The sequence below is a fragment of the Parafrankia irregularis genome (genome assembly GCF_001536285.1).
Taxonomy (GTDB): Bacteria; Actinomycetota; Actinomycetes; order Frankiales; family Frankiaceae; genus Parafrankia; species Parafrankia irregularis.
This window is the reverse complement of the sequence record NZ_FAOZ01000028.1, coordinates 35,234-54,041: the sequence shown is the minus strand read 5'-3', so window position 1 is coordinate 54,041 and position 18,808 is coordinate 35,234. Positions and strand designations below refer to the sequence as shown.

The 18,808-nt window shown below is 72.7% G+C and carries 17 protein-coding genes; 2 read left to right on the top strand and 15 right to left on the bottom strand.

Annotation, left to right across the window (positions count from 1 at the left end; all coding sequences use genetic code 11):
* Window positions 1–110 precede the first annotated feature (110 nt).
* The gene (locus AWX74_RS29735) at window positions 111–500 is read right to left on the bottom strand and encodes a hypothetical protein (RefSeq protein ID WP_242666475.1); all 390 of its coding nucleotides are present in this window, start codon (window positions 498–500) and stop codon (window positions 111–113) included.
* A 242-nt stretch (window positions 501–742) separates the two neighbouring features.
* On the opposite strand from AWX74_RS29735, the gene AWX74_RS29730 reads away from it, so the two are divergent.
* Entirely contained in the window at window positions 743–1,417 is a 675-nt protein-coding gene (locus AWX74_RS29730) for an LON peptidase substrate-binding domain-containing protein (protein WP_054566538.1), read from the top strand.
* 109 nt (window positions 1,418–1,526) lie between these two features.
* Here the strand turns inward: AWX74_RS29730 and AWX74_RS29725 are convergent, their stop codons facing one another.
* The 7 genes from AWX74_RS29725 to lspA form a co-directional block, all read right to left on the bottom strand.
* Complete coding sequence (locus AWX74_RS29725) at window positions 1,527–2,321, bottom strand: hypothetical protein (protein ID WP_091283589.1); 795 nt, start codon at window positions 2,319–2,321, stop codon at window positions 1,527–1,529.
* Between the two features lie 233 nt (window positions 2,322–2,554).
* Window positions 2,555–3,574, bottom strand: coding sequence for an ABC transporter permease (locus tag AWX74_RS29720; protein ID WP_091283587.1), 1,020 nt, complete (start codon window positions 3,572–3,574; stop codon window positions 2,555–2,557).
* Window positions 3,571–4,533, bottom strand: a complete 963-nt coding sequence (locus tag AWX74_RS29715; RefSeq protein ID WP_054566537.1) for an ABC transporter ATP-binding protein — start codon at window positions 4,531–4,533, stop codon at window positions 3,571–3,573. The genes AWX74_RS29720 and AWX74_RS29715 overlap by 4 nt, the downstream gene beginning before the upstream one ends.
* Window positions 4,534–4,705: 172 nt before the next feature.
* The gene (locus AWX74_RS29710; protein WP_006544916.1) at window positions 4,706–5,350 is read right to left on the bottom strand and encodes a DUF6308 family protein; all 645 of its coding nucleotides are present in this window, start codon (window positions 5,348–5,350) and stop codon (window positions 4,706–4,708) included.
* A gap of 275 nt (window positions 5,351–5,625) precedes the next feature.
* Complete coding sequence (locus AWX74_RS29705) at window positions 5,626–6,636, bottom strand: hypothetical protein (protein ID WP_091283585.1); 1,011 nt, start codon at window positions 6,634–6,636, stop codon at window positions 5,626–5,628.
* 86 nt (window positions 6,637–6,722) lie between these two features.
* Window positions 6,723–7,664: an RluA family pseudouridine synthase gene (locus AWX74_RS29700; protein WP_054565834.1), complete on the bottom strand. Its 942-nt coding sequence runs from the start codon at window positions 7,662–7,664 to the stop codon at window positions 6,723–6,725.
* Between the two features lie 235 nt (window positions 7,665–7,899).
* The gene (gene lspA, locus AWX74_RS29695; protein ID WP_341271983.1) at window positions 7,900–8,790 is read right to left on the bottom strand and encodes a signal peptidase II; all 891 of its coding nucleotides are present in this window, start codon (window positions 8,788–8,790) and stop codon (window positions 7,900–7,902) included.
* 420 nt (window positions 8,791–9,210) lie between these two features.
* Here lspA and ileS point away from each other — a divergent pair, with 420 nt between their 5' ends.
* Window positions 9,211–12,561, top strand: coding sequence for an isoleucine--tRNA ligase (gene ileS / locus AWX74_RS29690; RefSeq protein ID WP_226930966.1), 3,351 nt, complete (start codon window positions 9,211–9,213; stop codon window positions 12,559–12,561).
* Window positions 12,562–13,103: 542 nt separating this feature from the next.
* Here ileS and AWX74_RS40265 read toward each other — a convergent pair.
* The 7 genes from AWX74_RS40265 to ftsZ form a co-directional block, all read right to left on the bottom strand.
* Window positions 13,104–13,274 (bottom strand): hypothetical protein, encoded by a 171-nt coding sequence (locus AWX74_RS40265; protein ID WP_165615827.1) that lies wholly within the window; start codon window positions 13,272–13,274, stop codon window positions 13,104–13,106.
* A 106-nt stretch (window positions 13,275–13,380) separates the two neighbouring features.
* The gene (locus tag AWX74_RS29685) at window positions 13,381–14,418 is read right to left on the bottom strand and encodes a DivIVA domain-containing protein (protein WP_054565831.1); all 1,038 of its coding nucleotides are present in this window, start codon (window positions 14,416–14,418) and stop codon (window positions 13,381–13,383) included.
* 93 nt (window positions 14,419–14,511) lie between these two features.
* Window positions 14,512–14,766 carry a YggT family protein gene (locus tag AWX74_RS29680; RefSeq protein WP_054565830.1) on the bottom strand — a complete coding sequence of 85 codons (255 nt, stop codon included), beginning with the start codon at window positions 14,764–14,766 and terminating at the stop codon, window positions 14,512–14,514.
* Between the two features lie 94 nt (window positions 14,767–14,860).
* On the bottom strand, window positions 14,861–15,421 hold the full coding sequence (locus AWX74_RS29675; RefSeq protein ID WP_091283581.1) for a cell division protein SepF: 561 nt from the start codon (window positions 15,419–15,421) through the stop codon (window positions 14,861–14,863).
* Between the two features lie 10 nt (window positions 15,422–15,431).
* The gene (locus AWX74_RS29670; RefSeq protein WP_091283578.1) at window positions 15,432–16,388 is read right to left on the bottom strand and encodes a YggS family pyridoxal phosphate enzyme; all 957 of its coding nucleotides are present in this window, start codon (window positions 16,386–16,388) and stop codon (window positions 15,432–15,434) included.
* The gene (gene pgeF / locus AWX74_RS29665) at window positions 16,385–17,095 is read right to left on the bottom strand and encodes a peptidoglycan editing factor PgeF (protein ID WP_091283576.1); all 711 of its coding nucleotides are present in this window, start codon (window positions 17,093–17,095) and stop codon (window positions 16,385–16,387) included. The genes AWX74_RS29670 and pgeF overlap by 4 nt, the downstream gene beginning before the upstream one ends.
* Before the next feature lie 6 nt (window positions 17,096–17,101).
* Window positions 17,102–18,706, bottom strand: coding sequence for a cell division protein FtsZ (gene ftsZ / locus AWX74_RS29660; protein WP_091283574.1), 1,605 nt, complete (start codon window positions 18,704–18,706; stop codon window positions 17,102–17,104).
* Between the last annotated feature and the right edge of the window lie 102 nt (window positions 18,707–18,808).

The window sequence follows — 18,808 nt, the reverse complement described above, 5'->3', positions numbered from 1 at the left end:
CCAGGGCGAACCCCCACGTCCACGTCCACGTCGCCGGGCCGGGCCGGCCCGGTGGCTCCGGCCGCGAGGGCCGATCGGCGCGGGCCGACTGGCGCGGGCGCGAGGACGGGTCAGGTCGGTTCGTCCCAGGGCCGGCCTTCGAAGGGACGTGGCGGCTTCGCCACGGCGCGGGCGAGCCAGCCGTCGACGAAGAGCCGTTCCCGGGGGTCCAGCGCCGCGGCCAGCTCCGCCGGGACGTCCGCGGCGAAGACACCCAGAACACCGGGAACGGCGGTGGCGTCCGCCAGCCGCCCGGGGGGCACGATCACCAGCGCGAGGCGTGGCGGCAGGCGCGCGGTCACCTGCGCCCACCGCCCGATGACGTCCAGAGCCGTGCCCGCCGCCGTGGCGTCCTCGGCCAGCACGAACAACAGCTCGCGCGGCGCCCCCCACCCCGGCTCCCCCGGCCCAGACGACTCTGGCCCCGGCTCCGGCTCCGACTCCGGCTCGGGCTCCGGCACAGCCCGTTCCCCGTTCCCCGGTTCCGGTTCCGGTTCGCCGCACGCCGACTGCGCGGGGCCTCGAGCACTCACCGGGTGTCCTCCTCTTCTCGGGGATCAGCCGCTCTCGGGGATCAGCCGCCACCGCGGCGCGTGACGCCCGCCGCGGTGGATGGACGCGGCGGCCGGTACAGGACAGGGTGGGAACATACGGGCCCACTCACGGGTCGGTGATGCTGCGACGTGAGGGGGTGCGGGCGACGGTGAGTGAGCGACTGCCGCTGTTTCCGCTCGGTACTGTCCTGCTGCCAGGTCTGTTGATGCCACTGCAGATCTTCGAGGAACGCTACCGGGTCCTGGTCCGCGAACTGCTCGAAATACCCGAGACCGAACCGCGCCGCTTCGGCGTGGTGGCCATCCGGCGCGGCCGGGAGGTCGGCCCGGCGGTGCCGCAGACCTACGAGATCGGCTGCACCGCGCTGGTCCGCCGGGTGGAGGCCCTCCCGGACGGGCGGTTCTCGATGGTCACCGTGGGCGGTTCCCGTTTCCGGGTCCACTCCGTCGACGAGAGCAGCCACCCCTACCTGGTCGGCGATGTCGAGTACCTCGACGACGTCGTCGGCGACGAGGCCGCCGCCGCCGGCAACGCCGCGGTGGTGACCCGGCTGCTGCGTGAGTACACCGAGCGCCTCACCGCCAGCGGCACCGTCGAGGTCAAGCTGCCCGAGCTGCCGACCGACCCGATCGCGCTGTCCTTCCTCGTCGCGGCGGCGGTCGCCAACGACATCGCCGAGCGGCAGGAACTGCTCGCCGCGCCGGACGCCGCGGCACGGCTGCGCGGGGAACGGGCCCTGCTGCGCCGCGAGCTCGGCCTGCTCGAACGCATCACGACCGTCGGCTCGAGCGAGCTGAACCGGATCACGCCGAGCTCCAACTGACCCGGCGCGCACACGCCGACCCGATCCGGCTCCGGCCCCTCCGGCCCGCTTCTGCGGCGACGCTGTCAGCACGGCGCCGCCAGCGGCGGCTCTGTCAGCGGCGACTCCGTCAGCGGCGGCGCCGTGGCCAGCCGAAGGTGGTCCCGCCGGCCCAGAGTGCCAACGCCAGCACCAGCAGCGCGACTCCGGGCAGCACCAGGTAGAGGCCGGTGGCCCGCACGTGGAAGTCCGCCAGGTCGCGCAGGAGGTCGGTCGCGTTGGGAGGGAGCGAGTCGAGGGCGGCGTCGGAGCGGCGCAGCCGCCCGACCTCCCCCGCCAGCAGCGAGCCGGCGACCCCGCCGGCCCCGAGGCCGACCGCGACCGGCCAGCCCACGTCCGCCGCACGCCAGTAGGTGACGAGGCCGCCGATCACTCCGGCCACGGCGCAGATCATCGCGAAGTAGGCGTCGACGGTGCTCTGCACCGAGAAGACGGACATCGCCCCGGCGAGCACCGCCGCCACGTCGAGGTGGGGGGCGCACGCGGCCCACAACAACCCCAGCAGCGGACCCACGACGACCATCGCGAGCGCACACACGGCCCCGGCGAGCAGCCTGGCCCGCATGCTCTGCGGCGGCGACGTGCTCGCCCAGGCCGCGGCCTCACCCTCGGCCAGATCCGCCGCGGACACCACTGCCACCTCGTGTACCGCTGGCTCCGCCGGTACCGCCGCCGCCGGTACCGGCGGCCCGGTGGGCGTCACCGTGTCCGCCGGCTCGGCCGGTACCCCGGCGGACCGGTCTGAGGAGGCCGCAGGGTCAGCCGGAACGGGCTCGGCCCCACCCTCGGCCCGCGGGTGCCCTTCCGGCCCGGAACACACCGATATGTCCCGGGTGCCCCGGGTGCCGCCCGGCAACTCTGCCACGACCCGTCCGTCTCCTCGCCAGCCACACCGGCCCTTCGACCCGGATCCTCCGGGGTGACCCGGTTCATCCAGGGCGAGCCGACCCCCGTCGATGCCGGACTCAGGCATCGACCGTACCCGCCGCCGCGACGGCCCCGCCTCCCGCCGCTCGGCCCGGACCACCGGTGGCACCGGGCCCGGACGCTCCGGCCCGCAGCGACCGGAGCCACGCCCAGCGTGCGGCGGGCTCGAGGTCAGGAGCGGGTGACGCGCCGCAGGGCGTGCGCGGCCACCAGCAGCGCGGCCACGGCGACCGCGGCACAGACCCCGAGATCCGCCGACACTCCCGCCCAGTCGACCGAAGGCGCGAACGCCTGGGCCAACGCGTCGACCGCGTAGCTGCTCGGGAGCAGGTCACGCGCCAGGCGCCCGATACCCGGCAGCCTGTCAGCGGGAATGACACCCAGGAACAGCACCACGCTCATACCGAGCTGACCGGCGACCGTCGCGAGCTCCGGCTTCGGCGCGAGCAACCCGATCGCCGCACCGATACCGGCCAGGCTCGCCCCGGCCAGAACCGTGACCGGAAGCAACAGCCACAGACCCGTCATCGGCAGGCCATACAGTACCGAGCCGACGAACACCGTCACAATCGTGCCCGGTACCGCGAACGTCGCGTAGGACGCGGCCGTTCCGAGGACGACCGCGGCGCCGGAGATCGGCAGTGTCAGGTAGTAGTCGAGTGCCCCGGCGGCACGAAGCGCGCCGAACCGCTGCGCCAGCAGGTTGAGCGCCACGAAGGCCACGACGAGCACCGTCGAGCCGGCCACGACCGAGGCCGCCGCCGAGTCGTCGCCGACGTCGACGATGCCCCGCAACAGGATCATGATGCCCAGCGACTGGAACGCGGCGACGAACAGCAACGGCACCCGCGCCACCCGCGCACGGGCCAGCTGGCCCCGGTACACGGCCGCGAGAGCGGTCGGGAAGGCCGTCCCCAGCGGGAGCGGCACGGGTGACGCGTCGGCCACGCAGTCGCCCAGGTCCGCGACGGGCCGCACCGCCGCGTCAGCCACCGCGGCCTTCGCCGCGTCAGCCACGGCAGCGGCCTCGGCCACCGGGGCCGCCGGGAGCTTCGTCGCACCAGCCGCCTCGGCCACCGGAAGCTTCGGAGAGCCCGCCGGAACCGCCACCGCGGGCTTGCGCGAGCCAGCCGAGCCGGCCGGCGCGGGTGTCCCCGGGCCGGCCGCGGTGTGAGGCGTCGTCAAGGTCATGTCCGCTCCAGATCACGGCAGGTACCGCCGAGAGTGAGATACACGTCCTCCAACGACGGAGTCGCGAGACTGAAATCGTCCAGGGCCGCGAACGCCGGCCCGGAGGTGAGCTGGCCCAGGGCGTCCCGCGCGTCGGCCTGCGCGAGCCGCGTCGTCCAGCGCCGGCCGGTGACCCGCGCCGTGGCGGCGAGCCGGGCGACCGTCGGATCATCCACCGGTGGGTCGTGCCGCCAGACGAGGTCGAGCCGAACGTCGTCCGACACCGACGCCTTGAGCCGGCCGGGTGAGTCACAGGCGATCACGCGACCGGCCTCCAGCACGGCGACCCGGTCGAGGACGGTCTCGGCCTCCAGCACGTTGTGCGTGATCAGCACGACGGTCGTCCCACGCTCGGCCCGCCGGCGTTCGAGCGCCGCCCACACCGACCGGCGCGCGGAGGGATCCAGGCCCGTGGTCGGCTCGTCGAGCACCAGCACGGGGCGCTCACCGACCAGCGTGGCCGCCACGCAGGCCAGCCGGCGCTGACCACCGGAAAGCCGCCCGAGTGGCCGGCTCACCACCGCGCCCAGCGAGAGCTCCTCGATGACCTCGTCACGCTCGCGGCGCGCGGCGGCGCGGGACAGGCCGCGAAGCCGCGCGGTCGTCTCCACGGCCAGCCCGACCGGCAGGTCGGCCAGGGCGAGATCGTCCTGGCCGAGGTAGGCCGCCATCCGGGCGGCGGCCGCGGGCCGGTTGACGATGTCGTGACCGAACATGGTGATGGAGCCAGCGTCGGGCCGCAGCAGGCCCATCAGCTGGCGGACAAGTGTGGTCTTTCCGGCCCCGTTGGGACCGAGCACGCCGAAGACCTCGGCCGGTCGAACGTCGAGATCGATACGGTCGTTGGCGAGAACGGCGCACTCCCCGGCACCGTGCCGCCGGGTGAGGCCACGCACGGCGTAGCTCAGCACGGCTGTCATTCTCGCAGCCGCCACGCCGAGGTGGCGCCGCGGGCCGATGCCACCGACGTCACACCCGGGCCAGCCGGCACCCCCGAACGCCCCGACACCCTCGAACAACCCGTCACGCGCCCGGCCCGCGCGCCGGTACCGACAGCAGAGACAACCACACAGTCAGGGCAATACGACACGGTCAGACGGCGCTGCTCATCCAGACCACGATGTCGAGGATCCGCAGCGGCGTCACCGGCGGACCACCCGGTGGCACGAGGCCCGCGAGCCGGCGGAACTCGTCGGCGTTCTCCCGAAGGTCGTGCTGCATGGCACGGACGAGCAGTTGCATGTACTGCCGCCAGGACCGCCCGTCCCGCGGCGACGGGGGCACGCAGTCCTCGTGCTGGTAGAAGATCCTGACCTTCGAGTCGAACAGCGGAACCAGGGCCGGCCGCTTGCGGTGCAGCACCTTCGCGATCAGCGAGCCCTTGACGTCCCGGTCGGCGACGTCGGGATCGTCGAGCGGGTCGTAGAGGGCGGCCACCAGGTCGAGCGTGACCTCGTCCGCCTCGATCAGCTCGATGCCCGGCGGAAGCCGGTCCAGCGCGCGCTGCAGCAGCGGCAGGAGCGCGGTCAGGGTGTGCATACGGTCGACGTCGACACTCACACCGAGCAGGCAGGGCGACAGCAGATCTCCGGTACACAGGAGGTCGGGGTCGCCGTTGGTGACGAGGCCGTCGTAGTACGGATAGGCGTACCGAAGACCTCGTCGGCGCGGGCCTACGTATTCCTCCAGCAGGCTCTCCGCATCGAAGACCTCCCGGGTGCCCCTCGCCAGCCTCACCCGAGCGCCCCCTTCATGTCACACCACCCCCGCCGTCGTCGACGGCCGGACCGCGACTCGCCGGCACGCGTCGATGCGCGCCACGAGCAATCCTGCCCTGTCACCCCCCGCACGCGGAAGACGCCCCCGTGGGACAACCGGGCAAGCCGCCCCGCCCAGGCGTGCCGCTGGCGACGTGCGGGTGGGCACCTCGCAGCGAACAGGACGGAAAGCACCGACCGACACGATCGGATCAGGCCCGGACGAGGTGGATCTCGACCGGGCCGGGAGCCGGGTCAGGAGCGGACCGGGTCCAGCGGGACGAATCGTACGGCCGACGGCGAGCTGCCCGGCGGCGCGGGATGCACCGTGCGCACCGGCCCGCGACGCGTGAGCTCGAGCAGACGTTCCGCCGGGGCCCGCACCACGGCCGCGTACAGACATCCGCACCGGGCGCGCAACGCCATCGCCTCCAGATGTGCCCGCTGGGCGGCGACGGCATCCGTGTCCTCGCGCCCAAGGGTTTCGGCGGCGTCGGCGGCGCTGTCGAAGGCCGACTCGACATCCGCGACGGGGTCACGAACGTTCGCCGACGTCTCGGCGCCGTCCGGGGGTACCCGGAAGAACACCTCGGTCACCCGGTAGTCCGCGAGCGTCCGGACCAGCTCGGCCGGTGTCTGGTAGGCGGTCAGGCTGACGACGGCGTAGAGGTCGGCGGCGGGCGCCGCCGCGCTCAGCGACTCCAGCTCGGACCGTGTCCTGTCGGCATAGGCCCCGGCAGCGTCACCGGCGGCCGGGCCCACCACGATGCCGGGTTCGACCGGGCCAGCCGCGGCACCGGCGTCGTCAGCATCAGCGTCAGCGGCGGCGTCGGCGATTCCGGACTGGCTGACGGCGGAGCCCGCAGCCCCGGAACCGGAACCGGAACCCGAGCCGGACGTGGCGCCGCCGGAATCGGAGCCGCGCAGCATGGTGGTGACCGCCCCAACCACGATCAGCACGACCAGCCCGAGGACGACCACCCGGAAGGCGGCCTCCAGCACACCGGCGGCCGCCCAGCCTCGTGCTGCCCGCGGCTCGGCCCCGGTCACAGCCACCGGCGCGTCGTCGACGGCCACCCTGGCGGTCACAGCGGCATGCGCTCGCCTCGCCCCCGCCCACGGGCGATCCCCGACCGAGCCCAGACCTGCCTGCGCCCAGTTCAGCACCCGCCCGATCGCCGGCAGCGCCGCGTCGTCCACCCGGTCGAGCAGGCCGAGCAGGCCGGAGGATGCCCCCGGGGCGCCCGCAGGACCGTCACCGCACACGGGTCCGTCATCACCCGCCGCGGCGTCGGGGTCCGCTGGGGCAGCTCCCTGGGCACGGGGAGACACCGGTTTCCTGGCAGGCATGGTCAGGTCTGGTCGTTCAGCCGTCTCAGGGCCTCGGCGAGGTCGTCGGGATCGGGACTGACGAAGCGCACCCAGGAGCCGTCGGACGGATGGGCGAAGGCAAGGCTGGCGGCGTGCAGCCACTGCCGCTCCAGGCCGAGCCGCTGCGCCAGCGTCGGATCCGCGCCATAGGCGAGATCCCCCACGCAGGGATGGCGCAGCGCCGACAGGTGGACCCGGATCTGGTGCGTACGACCGGTCTCGAGCCGGACCGACAGCAGGGAGGCCGAGCGGAACGCCTCCTCGGTGTCGTAGTGGGTCACGCTGGGCTTGCCGCCCGCCACGACCGCGAAAAGCCCGGGGCGCCGCGGGTGCCGGTCGATCGGCGCGTCCACCGTGCCCCGCAGCGGGTCCGGATGCCCCTGCACGACCGCCCGGTAGACCTTCTCCACCTCGCGGTCGCGGAAGGCCCGCTTGAGCAGCGTGTAGGCCCGCTCGCTCTTCGCCACGACCATGATCCCGGTGGTGCCGACATCGAGCCGGTGCACGACGCCCTGCCGCTCGGCGGCACCCGAGGTGGAGATTCGGTAGCCGGCCGCGGCCAGCGCGCCGATCACCGTCGGCCCGGTGAAGCCGGGCGCCGGATGCGCGGCCACGCCCACGGGCTTGTCGACCACCACGATGTCGTCGTCGTCGTGCAGGATGCCCAGCCCCTCGACCGGGGTGGCGTCGACCGTCACCGGACGCGGCGGGGCGGGCAGCGCGACCTCCAGCCACGCGCCACCGGCGACCCGGTCGGAGCGGCCCCGCACCTGGCCGTCGACGCTCACCTGCCCGTCGTCCACGACGCTCGCGGCCGCGGTGCGGGAAAGCCCGAACATGCGGGCGAGAGCGGCGTCGAGCCGCATGCCGTCCAGACCATCCGGAACCGGCACCGAACGCCGATCCGTGTAGGACGTCGTCATCGGGCCGTTCCCATCCGGGATTCCAAGTCGGTAGCCGCGCAGGGGCCGCGACTCGAAGAGTTGAGGATTTCGGCTGTTCTGGCGACCAGAATCCTCAACTCCTGCTCGGGAGCAACGCCAGCCACGGCGACCGCTCGCGGCCACGGATCGAAGAGTTGAGGATTTCGGCTGCTCTGGCGACCAAAATCCTCAACTCCTGCCCGCCAGCCGTCGCGGACCGTCAGAGGAAAGAGGCTCATTGCCCACCTGGCCTGGACGGATCCGACGGCTGGCGCGGATCATCCGGTCGAGGTTGCCCGGCAGCAGCACCCGTCCCCGAGGGCGCCGCACCACCGCCGGGAAGGCCGGACACGGCCGGCGCCCCAGCAGACACGGCCGGCGGCCCGGCAGCGGCACCGGAGGCAGCAGACACCGCAGCGGCTCCGGAGCCGGCGGGTGCACCAGGAGTGCCAGGCCTGGCCGCGGACGGCTGGTCGCCGGTGAGCCGGCTGCCGTCCAGCCCGATCCCCAGCAGCGAGAGCACCACCGCGAGCACTCCGCCGCACACGATCGCCGAATCCGCCAGGTTGAAGATCGGCCAGTGATGGATGTGGACGAAGTCGACCACATGGCCACGCAGCGGGCCGGGCGCGCGGAAGATCCGGTCGATCAGGTTGCCCACCGCACCGCCGACCATCGCCCCGAAGACGAACGCCCACCCGGTCGAGGCCAGCCGCCGGGCGGTGAGGCCGACGACCACGACCACGGCCAACGCCACCAGGCTGAGGAACACGGTGGCACCGCCGGCCAGGCTGAACGCCGCCCCCGAGTTCCGGGTGAGACGCAGGTCGAGCGCGCCGGGAATGATCTCGACCGGCCCGCGGCCGGAGAGCTTGGCGACCGCGAGCATCTTGGTCACCACGTCCAGCACGATCAGGCAGACCGCGGTCACCACGACGATCATGACAGCTGGCCGCGGTGTGAGACGCCGGCCCGGCGCGGGCCCGGCGCCCGACGGCGCGGCACCCGACGACACAGGACTCGACGGCACGGCACCCGACGGCACGGCACCACCGGCACTCAGCTCTGCTCCCGGCTCGCCCACCACAGCCACCACTCTACGGGTGCGCCCGTACCCTCCGGTCACGCCGGGACGATCCGCTCGCCGAGCGGCGCCCGCGAGCGACCCGCCGTGCCCGCGTCGAGACCTGTGCGCCGTCGGCTACGCTGGGGGACGCGGAAAGGCGTCGACGGGGACGAGTAGCGGCGGGCGCAGTCACAGCGAGCCGGGGGCGGTGCGAGCCCGGTGGCCAGCGCGCCGCGAAGATCACCCCTGAGCCGCCGGGAGAACAGGGCAGCCGCCCCCAGTAGATCCGGCCACCGCGGCAGACAAAGAGTGGCCGCCCGCCGCTGTCCGTCAGGGCAGCCCGGCCCGGGCGCGCAAGGAGGGTGGTACCGCGGTACCTCCCCACCACACCTGTCGGCGGGCGACTGACGCCGCGGGAAGTGACGTGGGGGGTGTCGTCCCTCCGCCGGAGAGCCCCACCCGCCGACGGAGACCGCCACCATGACCGCTACGCCCGACGTACCCGCGGCCAACACGCCCGAGTCCGACCCGCCGGTGCCCGCGACGGCGCCCGCGCCCGTGTTCCGGACCCTGCCCACCCGGGTCGACCTCCCGGCCTTCGAACGCGAGACGCTGGAGCGCTGGAAGGACACCAAGGTCTTCCATCGGTCGCTGCAGGCCAGTGCGGACCGCCCGCTGTGGATGTTCTACGAGGGCCCGCCGACCGCCAACGGCCGGCCCGGAGCCCATCACGTCGAAGCCCGGGTGTTCAAGGACCTGTTCCCGCGCTACCGGACCATGAAGGGCTACCACGTACCCCGCCGCGCCGGCTGGGACTGCCACGGCCTGCCCGTCGAGCTCGCGGTGGAGAAGGAGCTCGGGTTCACCAGCAAGGGCGACATCGAGGACTACGGCATCGCCGAGTTCAACGCGAAGTGCCGCGAGTCCGTCCTGCGCCACGTCGCGGACTTCTCCGCGATGACCGAGCGGATGGGCTACTGGGTCGACCTGGACACCGCCTACCGCACGATGGACACCGAGTACATCGAGAGCGTCTGGTGGTCGCTGAAGCAGATCTTCGACAAGGGGCTGCTCGTCGAGGACTACCGGGTCACCCCGTACTGCCCCCGCGACGAGACGCCGCTGTCCGACCACGAGGTCTCCCAGGGCTACAGCGACACCGCGGACCCGTCGGTGTACGTCCGCTTCCCCATCCTGGACGGTCCGCGGGACCTGGCCGGGCGCGGCGCGCACCTGCTGGTGTGGACGACGACGCCGTGGACACTGGTCTCCAACACCGCGGTGGCCGCCAACCCCGAGGTCACCTACGTGCTCGCCCGGGCAGCGAGCGGTGATCTCCTGGTGGTCGCCGAGCCGCTGCTGGCCGCCGCGGTCGGTGAGGACGCCGAGATCCTGGACCGTTTCTCCGGCACCGAGCTCGCCGGCACCCGCTACGCGCGGCCGTTCGAGCTGATCGAGCTGGCACGCTTCGAGGAGGCGGCGGCGAAGGTCGTCGCCGCCGCACCGGCGGGCTCGCCGGCGCCGGCCCCTCCGCATTCGGTCGTGCTCGCCGACTACGTGACGACGACGGACGGCACCGGGCTGGTCCACCAGTCACCCGCGTTCGGTTCCGAGGACCTCGCGGTGTGCCGTGCCAACGGCCTGGGAGTGGTCAACCCGGTGGGTCCGGACGGCCGGTTCCTGCCCGATGTCCCGCTGGTGGGTGGCCTGTTCTTCAAGGACGCCGATGCGCCGCTGTCCGCCGACCTCACCGCCCGGGGCCTGATGTGGCGGGCGCTGACGTACACGCACAGCTACCCACACTGCTGGCGCTGCCACACCCCGCTGATCTACTACCCGCTGCCGTCCTGGTACATCCGCACGACGGCGGTGCGGGACAGGCTGCTCGCCGAGAACGCGCGGACCGACTGGCATCCCGGGCGGATCCGCGACGGGCGCTACGGGGAGTGGCTGCGGGGCAACGTCGACTGGGCGCTGTCACGCAACCGGTACTGGGGCACCCCGCTGCCGATCTGGCGGTGCGAGGTGGATCCGTCCCATCTGACCTGTGTGGGCTCGCTCGGTGAGCTGTCCGCGCTCGCCGGGGAGGACCACTCCGGGCTCGACCCGCACCGCCCGTTCGTCGACGACGTCACGGTGCCGTGCCCCAGCTGTGACGCCACCGCGCGGCGGGTCCCCGAGGTCATCGACGTCTGGTACGACAGCGGCGCGATGCCGTTCGCCCAGTGGGGCGCGCCGCACCGCAACGCCGAGGAGTTCACCCAGCACTACCCGGCCCAGTACATCTGCGAGGCCATCGACCAGACCCGCGGCTGGTTCTACACGCTGATGGCGATCGGCACCCTGGTGTTCGACCGGTCGTCCTACGAGACGGTGCTGTGCCTGGGCCTGCTGCTGGACGCCGACGGCCGCAAGATGAGCAAGCATCTGGGCAACGTCCTCGACCCGTTCGACCTGTTCGAGCAGCACGGGGCGGACGCCGTCCGGTGGCTGATGCTGGCCGGTGGCTCACCCTGGTCGGACCGGCGGGTCGGGCACGAGGCCATCGAGGACATCGTCCGCAAGATCCTGCTCACCTACTGGAACACCGCGTCGTTCTTCGCCCTCTACGCGGGCGCGGCCGACTGGCGTCCGACGGCGGCGGACGGGGCCGGCACCGCGGCGACGGCCGCCGACCCGGCCGAGGCCGCCGCCGGGTCGGCGGCCGACGTTCCGGCCCGGCGCCCGGTGCTGGACCGATGGGCGTTGTCCGAGCTCGCGGACACGGTCGCCGAGGTGGACCAGGCCCTGGAGCACTTCGACTCGCTGCGGGCCGGGCGACGCATCGCGCGCTTCGTCGACGACCTGTCCAACTGGTACGTCCGGCGCTCGCGGCGGCGGTTCTGGGCCGGTGACCCGAACGCGCTCGCCACCCTCTACACCTGCCTCGACGGACTCACCCGGGTGATGTCACCGTTCATCCCGTTCCTGACGGACTGGCTGTGGTCGCGCCTGTTCTCGGGCATCCTGCCGGGGGCACCGGACTCGGTCCACCTCGCGGCCTGGCCACAGCTGCCAGCCGACCTGGTCGAACCGGGCCTTTCCGACCAGATGGACCTGGTGCGCAGGATCGTCGAGCTCGGCCGCTCGGCCCGCGCGGCGAGCGGGGTGCGGACCCGCCAGCCGCTGCCGCGCGCGGTGGTCGGCTCGTCCGCCTTCGAGGACCTGTCCGACGAGCTGCGGGGCCAGATCTCCGAGGAGCTCAACGTTGTCACGGTCGAGGCCGCGACCTCGGACCTGGTCGACATCAGCGTGAAGCCCAACTTCCGCGCACTGGGGCGGCGCTTCGGCAGTCGCACCAAGGCGGTGGCCGCGGCGGTCACCACCGCCGGGGCGCCGGTGGACGGCCAGCTGACGGTGACCGTGGACGGTGAGGCCATCGACCTCGGCGGCGACGAACTGATCATCACCGAGACGCCGCGGGAGGGCTGGTCCGTCACCAGCGAGTCGGGTCTGTCCGTCGCACTGGATCTGACGATCACCCCGGAGCTCGCCCGGGCTGGCCTGGCCCGTGACGTGGTGCGGGTCCTGCAGGACGCCCGCCGGGCCGCGGGGCTGGAGATCACCGACCGGATCGAGCTGCGCTGGAGCTCCGGCCGGGAGGAGACCCAGACGGCGTTGCGCGAGCACGGCGCGACGGTCGCGGACGAGATCCTGGCCACCGCGTTCCTGGAGACACCGCGGGATCAGGAGCTGCCGGCCGCGGCCGGTTGGCACCAGGGATCGTCGGCCGACCTCGGGCTGACCTTCACCCTGAGCCGGGTCGCCCAGTCTGTGACCGCAACCAGCTGACCAACCCGGGACTCCGGGCCCGGCCCCGTCGGGGGCCGGGCTACCGGTGAGGGCCGGGCTACCGGTCTGGTTGGTCCGCCAGCGTAGCCAACACGTGGCCGTGCGGGCATGGGCCTGCACTCCGCCAACACGCCTGGGCCGCTGATGGGCTGATGGGACGCCACCATGACGCAGGGTCGGTGCCGGTAGCCGCCGGTCGAGCACTCGGGCCCCACCCGCACAGCCCCCCATCGAGGATCCCGCACCGCCGCACAGCGCCAGCAATTCACCTCAAGAGGGGCAATAAGGGCGCAGATTCACCTGGCAACCCGCAAGAAAGTACGATTTTGGTCGTTGGCACGACCAAAATCGTGCGCTCTTGCGACTCACCAAACCGGATAACCGGGCAACCGGGCTACCGGGCGCTCAGAGGGCCGGCCGCGTTCGTGGCGTGCAGGCCTCCCACCCACCGACCGGCGATCTTGATCGGCGCCAGTTCGCGACAGGCTCCCCGACGACCACGAACCTCAACTCCTGGTCGGCAGCAGCGGCGGACCCAGCGGCTAACGAGCCCCGGGCCACCCGGCGGTCCGCCGGGCCACGGCGAGGGGCAGCAGCGCCGCCCCGACGCAGAGCACGACGAGCGATGTGTAGGTCCAGGCTGTGGCACCGAACAGACCCACGACCGCGAGCACCGCGGCAACCGCTACCAGAGCACCGCTGACCATCACCATGCCGCACCGATCCTGAGCTGGGCATCGAGGAAGAGACCACACAAAAGCATCGGCGCCTGGTCAGCTCGCTGCGGACCAGGCGCCGATGGGGAAGAGCACGGGCGGCTCAGAACTCCTGCATTCCGGCCGCCTCCCGGCGACCAGGATCCAGATCCGGGCGGCCGTTGTGGCCGTTGGCCTCCCGGGCAAGGGCTCCCGCGCCGATCGGAGGGCCGGTCTGGAAGGCCGGAGCGGCCAGGTGCTGGGCGGGCTGCCCCGGGCCGGTGTTCTGCATGCCAACGTTCGCCGGGACGGGAGTCGGTGCCGACTGACCGGGGTTGAGGCCGGGGCGCGACGGGCCACCCGGGCCGACGGCGGGCTGGGTCGGCATACCGTCAAGATCGCGAAGCTGCATCTCCAGGTAGGCCCGCAGCCGGGTGCGGTACTCACGCTCGAAGGCCCGCAGCTGCTCGACCTGGCTTTCCAGTCGGCGCTTGTCGTCCTCGAGCCCACCGAGCTGCTCGGCCACGTGCGCCCGCGCCTCGCCGATGATGCGGTCCGCGTCGGCTCGCGCCTCACGCCGGGCCCGCTCGGACTCCGCCCGCGCCTCGCGCAGCGCCTCGTCGGCGGTGCGCTGCGCGAGAACCAGCGTCCGCGCGACCCGCTGCTCGATGTCGGCGTCGGTCTGCCCGGGAGCTCCCGGGGCGCCGGGGCGGACCGGGGGCTGGCCGCCGCCGCCGACCAGGGCCGGCATGACGGCCGTCGGGCCACCGGGGACGGGTGGGCCGGCCTGCTGGCCACCGACGGGACCGGCCTGGCCACCGGGGCCGACCGGGCCACCGGGCGGCCCCACCGGCGCCTGACGCTCGCGGCTCGCCTGCGCCACCTGCGCCTGGGCCTGGCCGAGATGCCGACGGGTCTCCTCGAGCTGACGCCGCAGCTGCTGGTTCTCCTCGATGAGGTGCGCCGGCACGCCGGGACCACCTCCGCCGGACCGACGGGCTTCGTCGAGCTGGCGGCGCAGGTCGCTGCTCTCGTCGAGCAGCCGCGTCAGTTCGGCTTCCACCTCGTCGAGGAAGGTGTCGACCTCGTCCTCGTTATAGCCCGTACGGAACCTCGTCGGGCTGAAGACCTTGTTCTGAACGTCCTGCGGTGTCAGCGCCACGTCGCCTCCTCGTGCGGCATCGCCGCTCCCCGAAGAGAGGGCGGTCTGCGGGCAGTCTGCCCTGCCTGCGGTCGCGGTGTGCACATGACCTCGTCACAGCTCCTGCGCATAGCTCCTCAAAACCATGATCACCACGAGGAGGAGCAGGAAGCCGAGGTCAAGTGCAACGCTACCCACCCTCAACGGCGGAAGGAACCGCCGGATGAAACGCAACGGGGGGTCCGTCGCCGTGTACACGATCTCAAAGACCAGGACCAGGGGACCGGTCGGCCGGAAGGAACGACTGAGAGCACGTACCAGGTCCAGGACCCACCGCACGATCAGGAGCAGCAGGTAGGCCGTCAGCACCCAAAAGAGAAGCGATCCAAGTGCGCTGATGGTGCTCTCTCCTGAGGTGACGTGGGGAAGCCTCTGACGACCTTACCGGACGGTCTTGACCTTGCTATGACTGGTTGTAGAAACCACCCTCACGGATGCGTCGCTTGTCCGTCTCCGTGACCTCGACGTTGTGCGGCGAGAGCAGGAAGACCTTGTTGGTCACCTTCTCGATCGCACCGCGGAGCCCGAAGATCAGCCCCGCCGCGAAGTCGACCAGCCGTTTGGCGTCGACGTCATCCATCTCGGTGAGGTTCATGATAACGGGAGTCCCGTCGCGGAACTCCTCACCGATCTGACGTGCCTCATTGTAGCTGCGCGGCTGGAGCGTCGTGATCCGGTAGGGCCGCGGCTCCTCGACCGGCGCCACACGGCGCATCGGAGTCGGCGCGGACGGTCGCAGGTGCTCCACTGGCGGACGTCGCGACATGGCGACCGGCTCCTCCCGTGCTTCGATCCGGCGGACCGACCGGTCTATCGGAACCGGGTCGACCGTGGTCCGCCGATCCTCTCGTACGGCGCCTCGAACGGCATCATCATGCCCGTCGTCGTCGTAGTCGTCGTCGAGATAGTCGTCGTCCTCCTCGGCGAGCCCGAGGTAGACCATCGCCCTGCGACCGAGCCCCATGGGCGCGACTCTAAGGGACACCGTGCCGTTCACCGAACAAAGCGGTGCCGATCCGTAGGTGTGTCGCGCCCTCGGCGATCGCGTCCTCAAGATCATTCGACATCCCGGCGCTCACCATCGTCGCTTCGGGAAAGTCGCAACGCAGCCGTTCGGACACTACTCGCAGTCGCGCGAACGCCGGGCGTGGCGGCACGCCGCGGGGCGCGACAGCCATCACCCCGGCAAGAACGAGCCCTGGAGCGCGTGCGACGAGGTCGGCGAGCGCTGGGACATCCTCCGGCCGCGCGCCGCCGCGCTCGGCGGCCGCCGGCGGCGACGCAGCGGAATTCTCCCTGGTGGGAAAGGCTTTATCGACCGGCGCACCCGACGGGACGGCCACGTCACCCACCCGATCGAGGCTCACCTGGATACACACGGCAATGGTGGAGCCGCTTTCCGTGGCCACCCTGGAAAGGGTTTCGGCGAGCCTCCCCCGGTCCACCGACTGCACGCAGTGTGCCCATCCGGCGACGGAACGCGCCTTGTTCCGTTGCAGCTGGCCGACGTAATGCCAGACCGGCACATCGACACGGACAGCCGAGCCGAGGGTCGTGAGGCCGTCAGCACGTGATGGAAACCATGCCCCGTCGGGCGGGCCCGCCAGAGTGATTCGCCCGGTCGGAGGCGTGTCCCCGGCGCCTGCGTTCCCTGGCCCGGAGGCCGCCGAAGGCGCCGGCAGCGTGGCCAGGACCCGTCGCACCGCCTCGACCTTCGGCCCGGCCTCCTGTTCGCGGTTCTCGGCGAAGTGCCGGACACCGAGAGAGCACAGGGCCACGACATCCTCGAACGGCCAGGTCTTGCTGACGGCGATCAGCGTCAGGTCCTCGGGATCACGCCCGGCGGCGCGGGCCGCCATGACGATCCTGTCCCGCACGACGGTCAGGCGGGACCGCAGCCCCTCCGCCCGCCGCGGATCCACGACGCTCACGTGCCGACCGGCCGGATACCCGCCGGTCGGATATCCGACAGCCAGGCCAGGCCCGCGAAGCGCCCGGTCCGGCCGTCGCGGCGGTACGAGTAGAGCTCGCTCGACTCCGCACTGCACATATCCGACACGGTCACCGGTCCGACGCCCGCCGCGGCGAGCTGGCCCCGCAGACCCGCCCGCAGGTCGAGCGACGGGGTACCGGCGCGGGTGGTCGCCGCGCTGCCGGGGACCGTCCGCCCGACCTCCGACCGCATCGCCGCGGGCACCTCGTAGCACCGCCCGCAGATCGCCGGCCCGAGGGTGACCCGGAGCTCGGCACGGTCGACGCCGAGTCCGTCAAAGGCCTCCAGCGTGGCTGCCAGTACCCCGGCGACCATGCCCTGGCGTCCGGCATGGGCGACGCCGACCGCGGCCGGGGATTCGAACATCACCGGCACGCAGTCGGCCACCAGTACCGCGAGCGCCACCCCGGGCACATCCGTGACCATGGCGTCCGCCTCCGGTGGCGGCCCGGGGCCGCGCACCACGCTCACGCGGGCACCATGCACCTGCCGCATGAACCGGACGGGCTGCCCGACCCGTGACTCGAGCAGCCGCCGGTTGGCCGCGACGGCGTCCGGATCATCACCTACATGATCGCCGAGGTTGAGCCCGGTGTAGGGCGGCCCGCTCGTCCCGCCGTCGCGGGTGGTCACCAGGACGGGCATCGCCGCCTACTTCAGGAAGTCCGGAACATCCAGCTCGTCGTCGTCGGCCACCGGCCGGACCGGGCGGCGCGGCGGGTAGTTCGGCCGCGGGCCGGGGCGGGCCGGCTCGGGACGGTGGGCAGCCATCGCGGGCCCGCCGGCGTCCTGCGTGCCAGCTCCACCGACCGGGCCCGCGCTGTGTGCCAGTCCGGGCCGGGGCGGCGCGGCCTGCACCGAGGCCTGGTGCACCGGCGCCTGCCCGGCGCCCTGCGCCGGCCCGCCGGGGGCAGCGCCCGCGGTGGCCGGACGCCCGAAACCGCCCTCGCCGCCCGCCTCCGGGTAGTCCCGCCGCGGTGGCGCGCCGGGCAGCCGCTGACCGCCGCCGGTCCCGGCCGCGGCAGCTCCCCCGGCCGGGGCGGCCGGGCCGTCGTCCGGCAACGGTTCCGGCACGTAGTGACCGACCTGGGGGCCGGACGGCGGCAGGTAGCTGGCGTGGGTCGGCGCCGGCCTCGGCGGCGCGGAGACGCTCGGGATGGGCGGCAGCACCGTGGCGTTCGGCGCCGCCCCCGGGTTCTGCGGCGGGTTGGCCTGGCCGGGTGCCGGCAGCTGTTGCGGGCCGGTCCCCGGGCCCGCGCCCGGGCCAGGTGGACGCCGTTGGTTCGCCAGCGTCCGGGTACGCCGGTCCTGGACCGTGTCGAACCCGGCGGCGATCACCGTGACCCGGACCTCGTCACCCAGCGCGTCGTCGATCACCGCACCGAAGATGATGTTCGCCTCGGGGTGCGCGGCGTCTGCCACCAGCTCGGCCGCCGCGTTGATCTCGAACAGGCCCAGATCGGACCCGCCCGAGATGTTCAGCAGGACGCCCTGGGCGCCGTCCATGCTCGCCTCCAGCAGTGGCGAGGCGATGGCCTGCTCGGCGGCGACGGTCGCCCGGTCGTCTCCGCGGGCGCGCCCGATACCCATGAGCGCGCTGCCGGCGTGGGACATGACGGTCTTGACGTCGGCGAAGTCGAGGTTGATCAGACCAGGCGTGGTGATCAGGTCGGTGATGCCCTGGACGCCGGAGAGCAGCACCTGGTCGGCGCTGCGGAAGGCGTCGAGCACGCTGATGTCGCGATCGGTCATCGCGAGCAGGCGGTCGTTCGGGATGACGATGAGGGTGTCGACCTCGTTGCGCAACGTGTCGATACCGGTGTCCGCCTGGGTGGCACGGCGGCGGCCCTCGAAGGTGAAGGGCCGGGTCACCACACCGATCGTCAGCGCACCGAGCGAACGGGCCACGTTGGCGACCACGGGGGCGCCACCGGTACCGGTGCCGCCACCCTCACCCGCCGTGACGAAGACCATGTCGGCCCCCTTGAGGACCTCCTCGATCTCCTCACGGTGGTCCTCGGCGGCCTGCCGGCCCACCTCCGGGTCGGCACCGGCGCCCAGGCCACGGGTGAGTTCACGGCCGACGTCGAGCTTGACGTCGGCATCGCTCATCAACAATGCCTGGGCATCGGTGTTGATGGCGATGAACTCGACACCCTTGAGCCCGACCTCGATCATCCGGTTGACGGCGTTCACGCCGCCTCCGCCTATCCCGACGACCTTGATGACCGCGAGATAGTTCTGTGGGGCTGCCATGCGGTGTCGGTCCTCCAGCGGCGTAGGTGGGCAGGCAGGGGGGCTCCCCGGCTCCGGAGCCCGCGGTCTTGCGACCGATGGAGCGGGGAAGCAGCCGAGCAG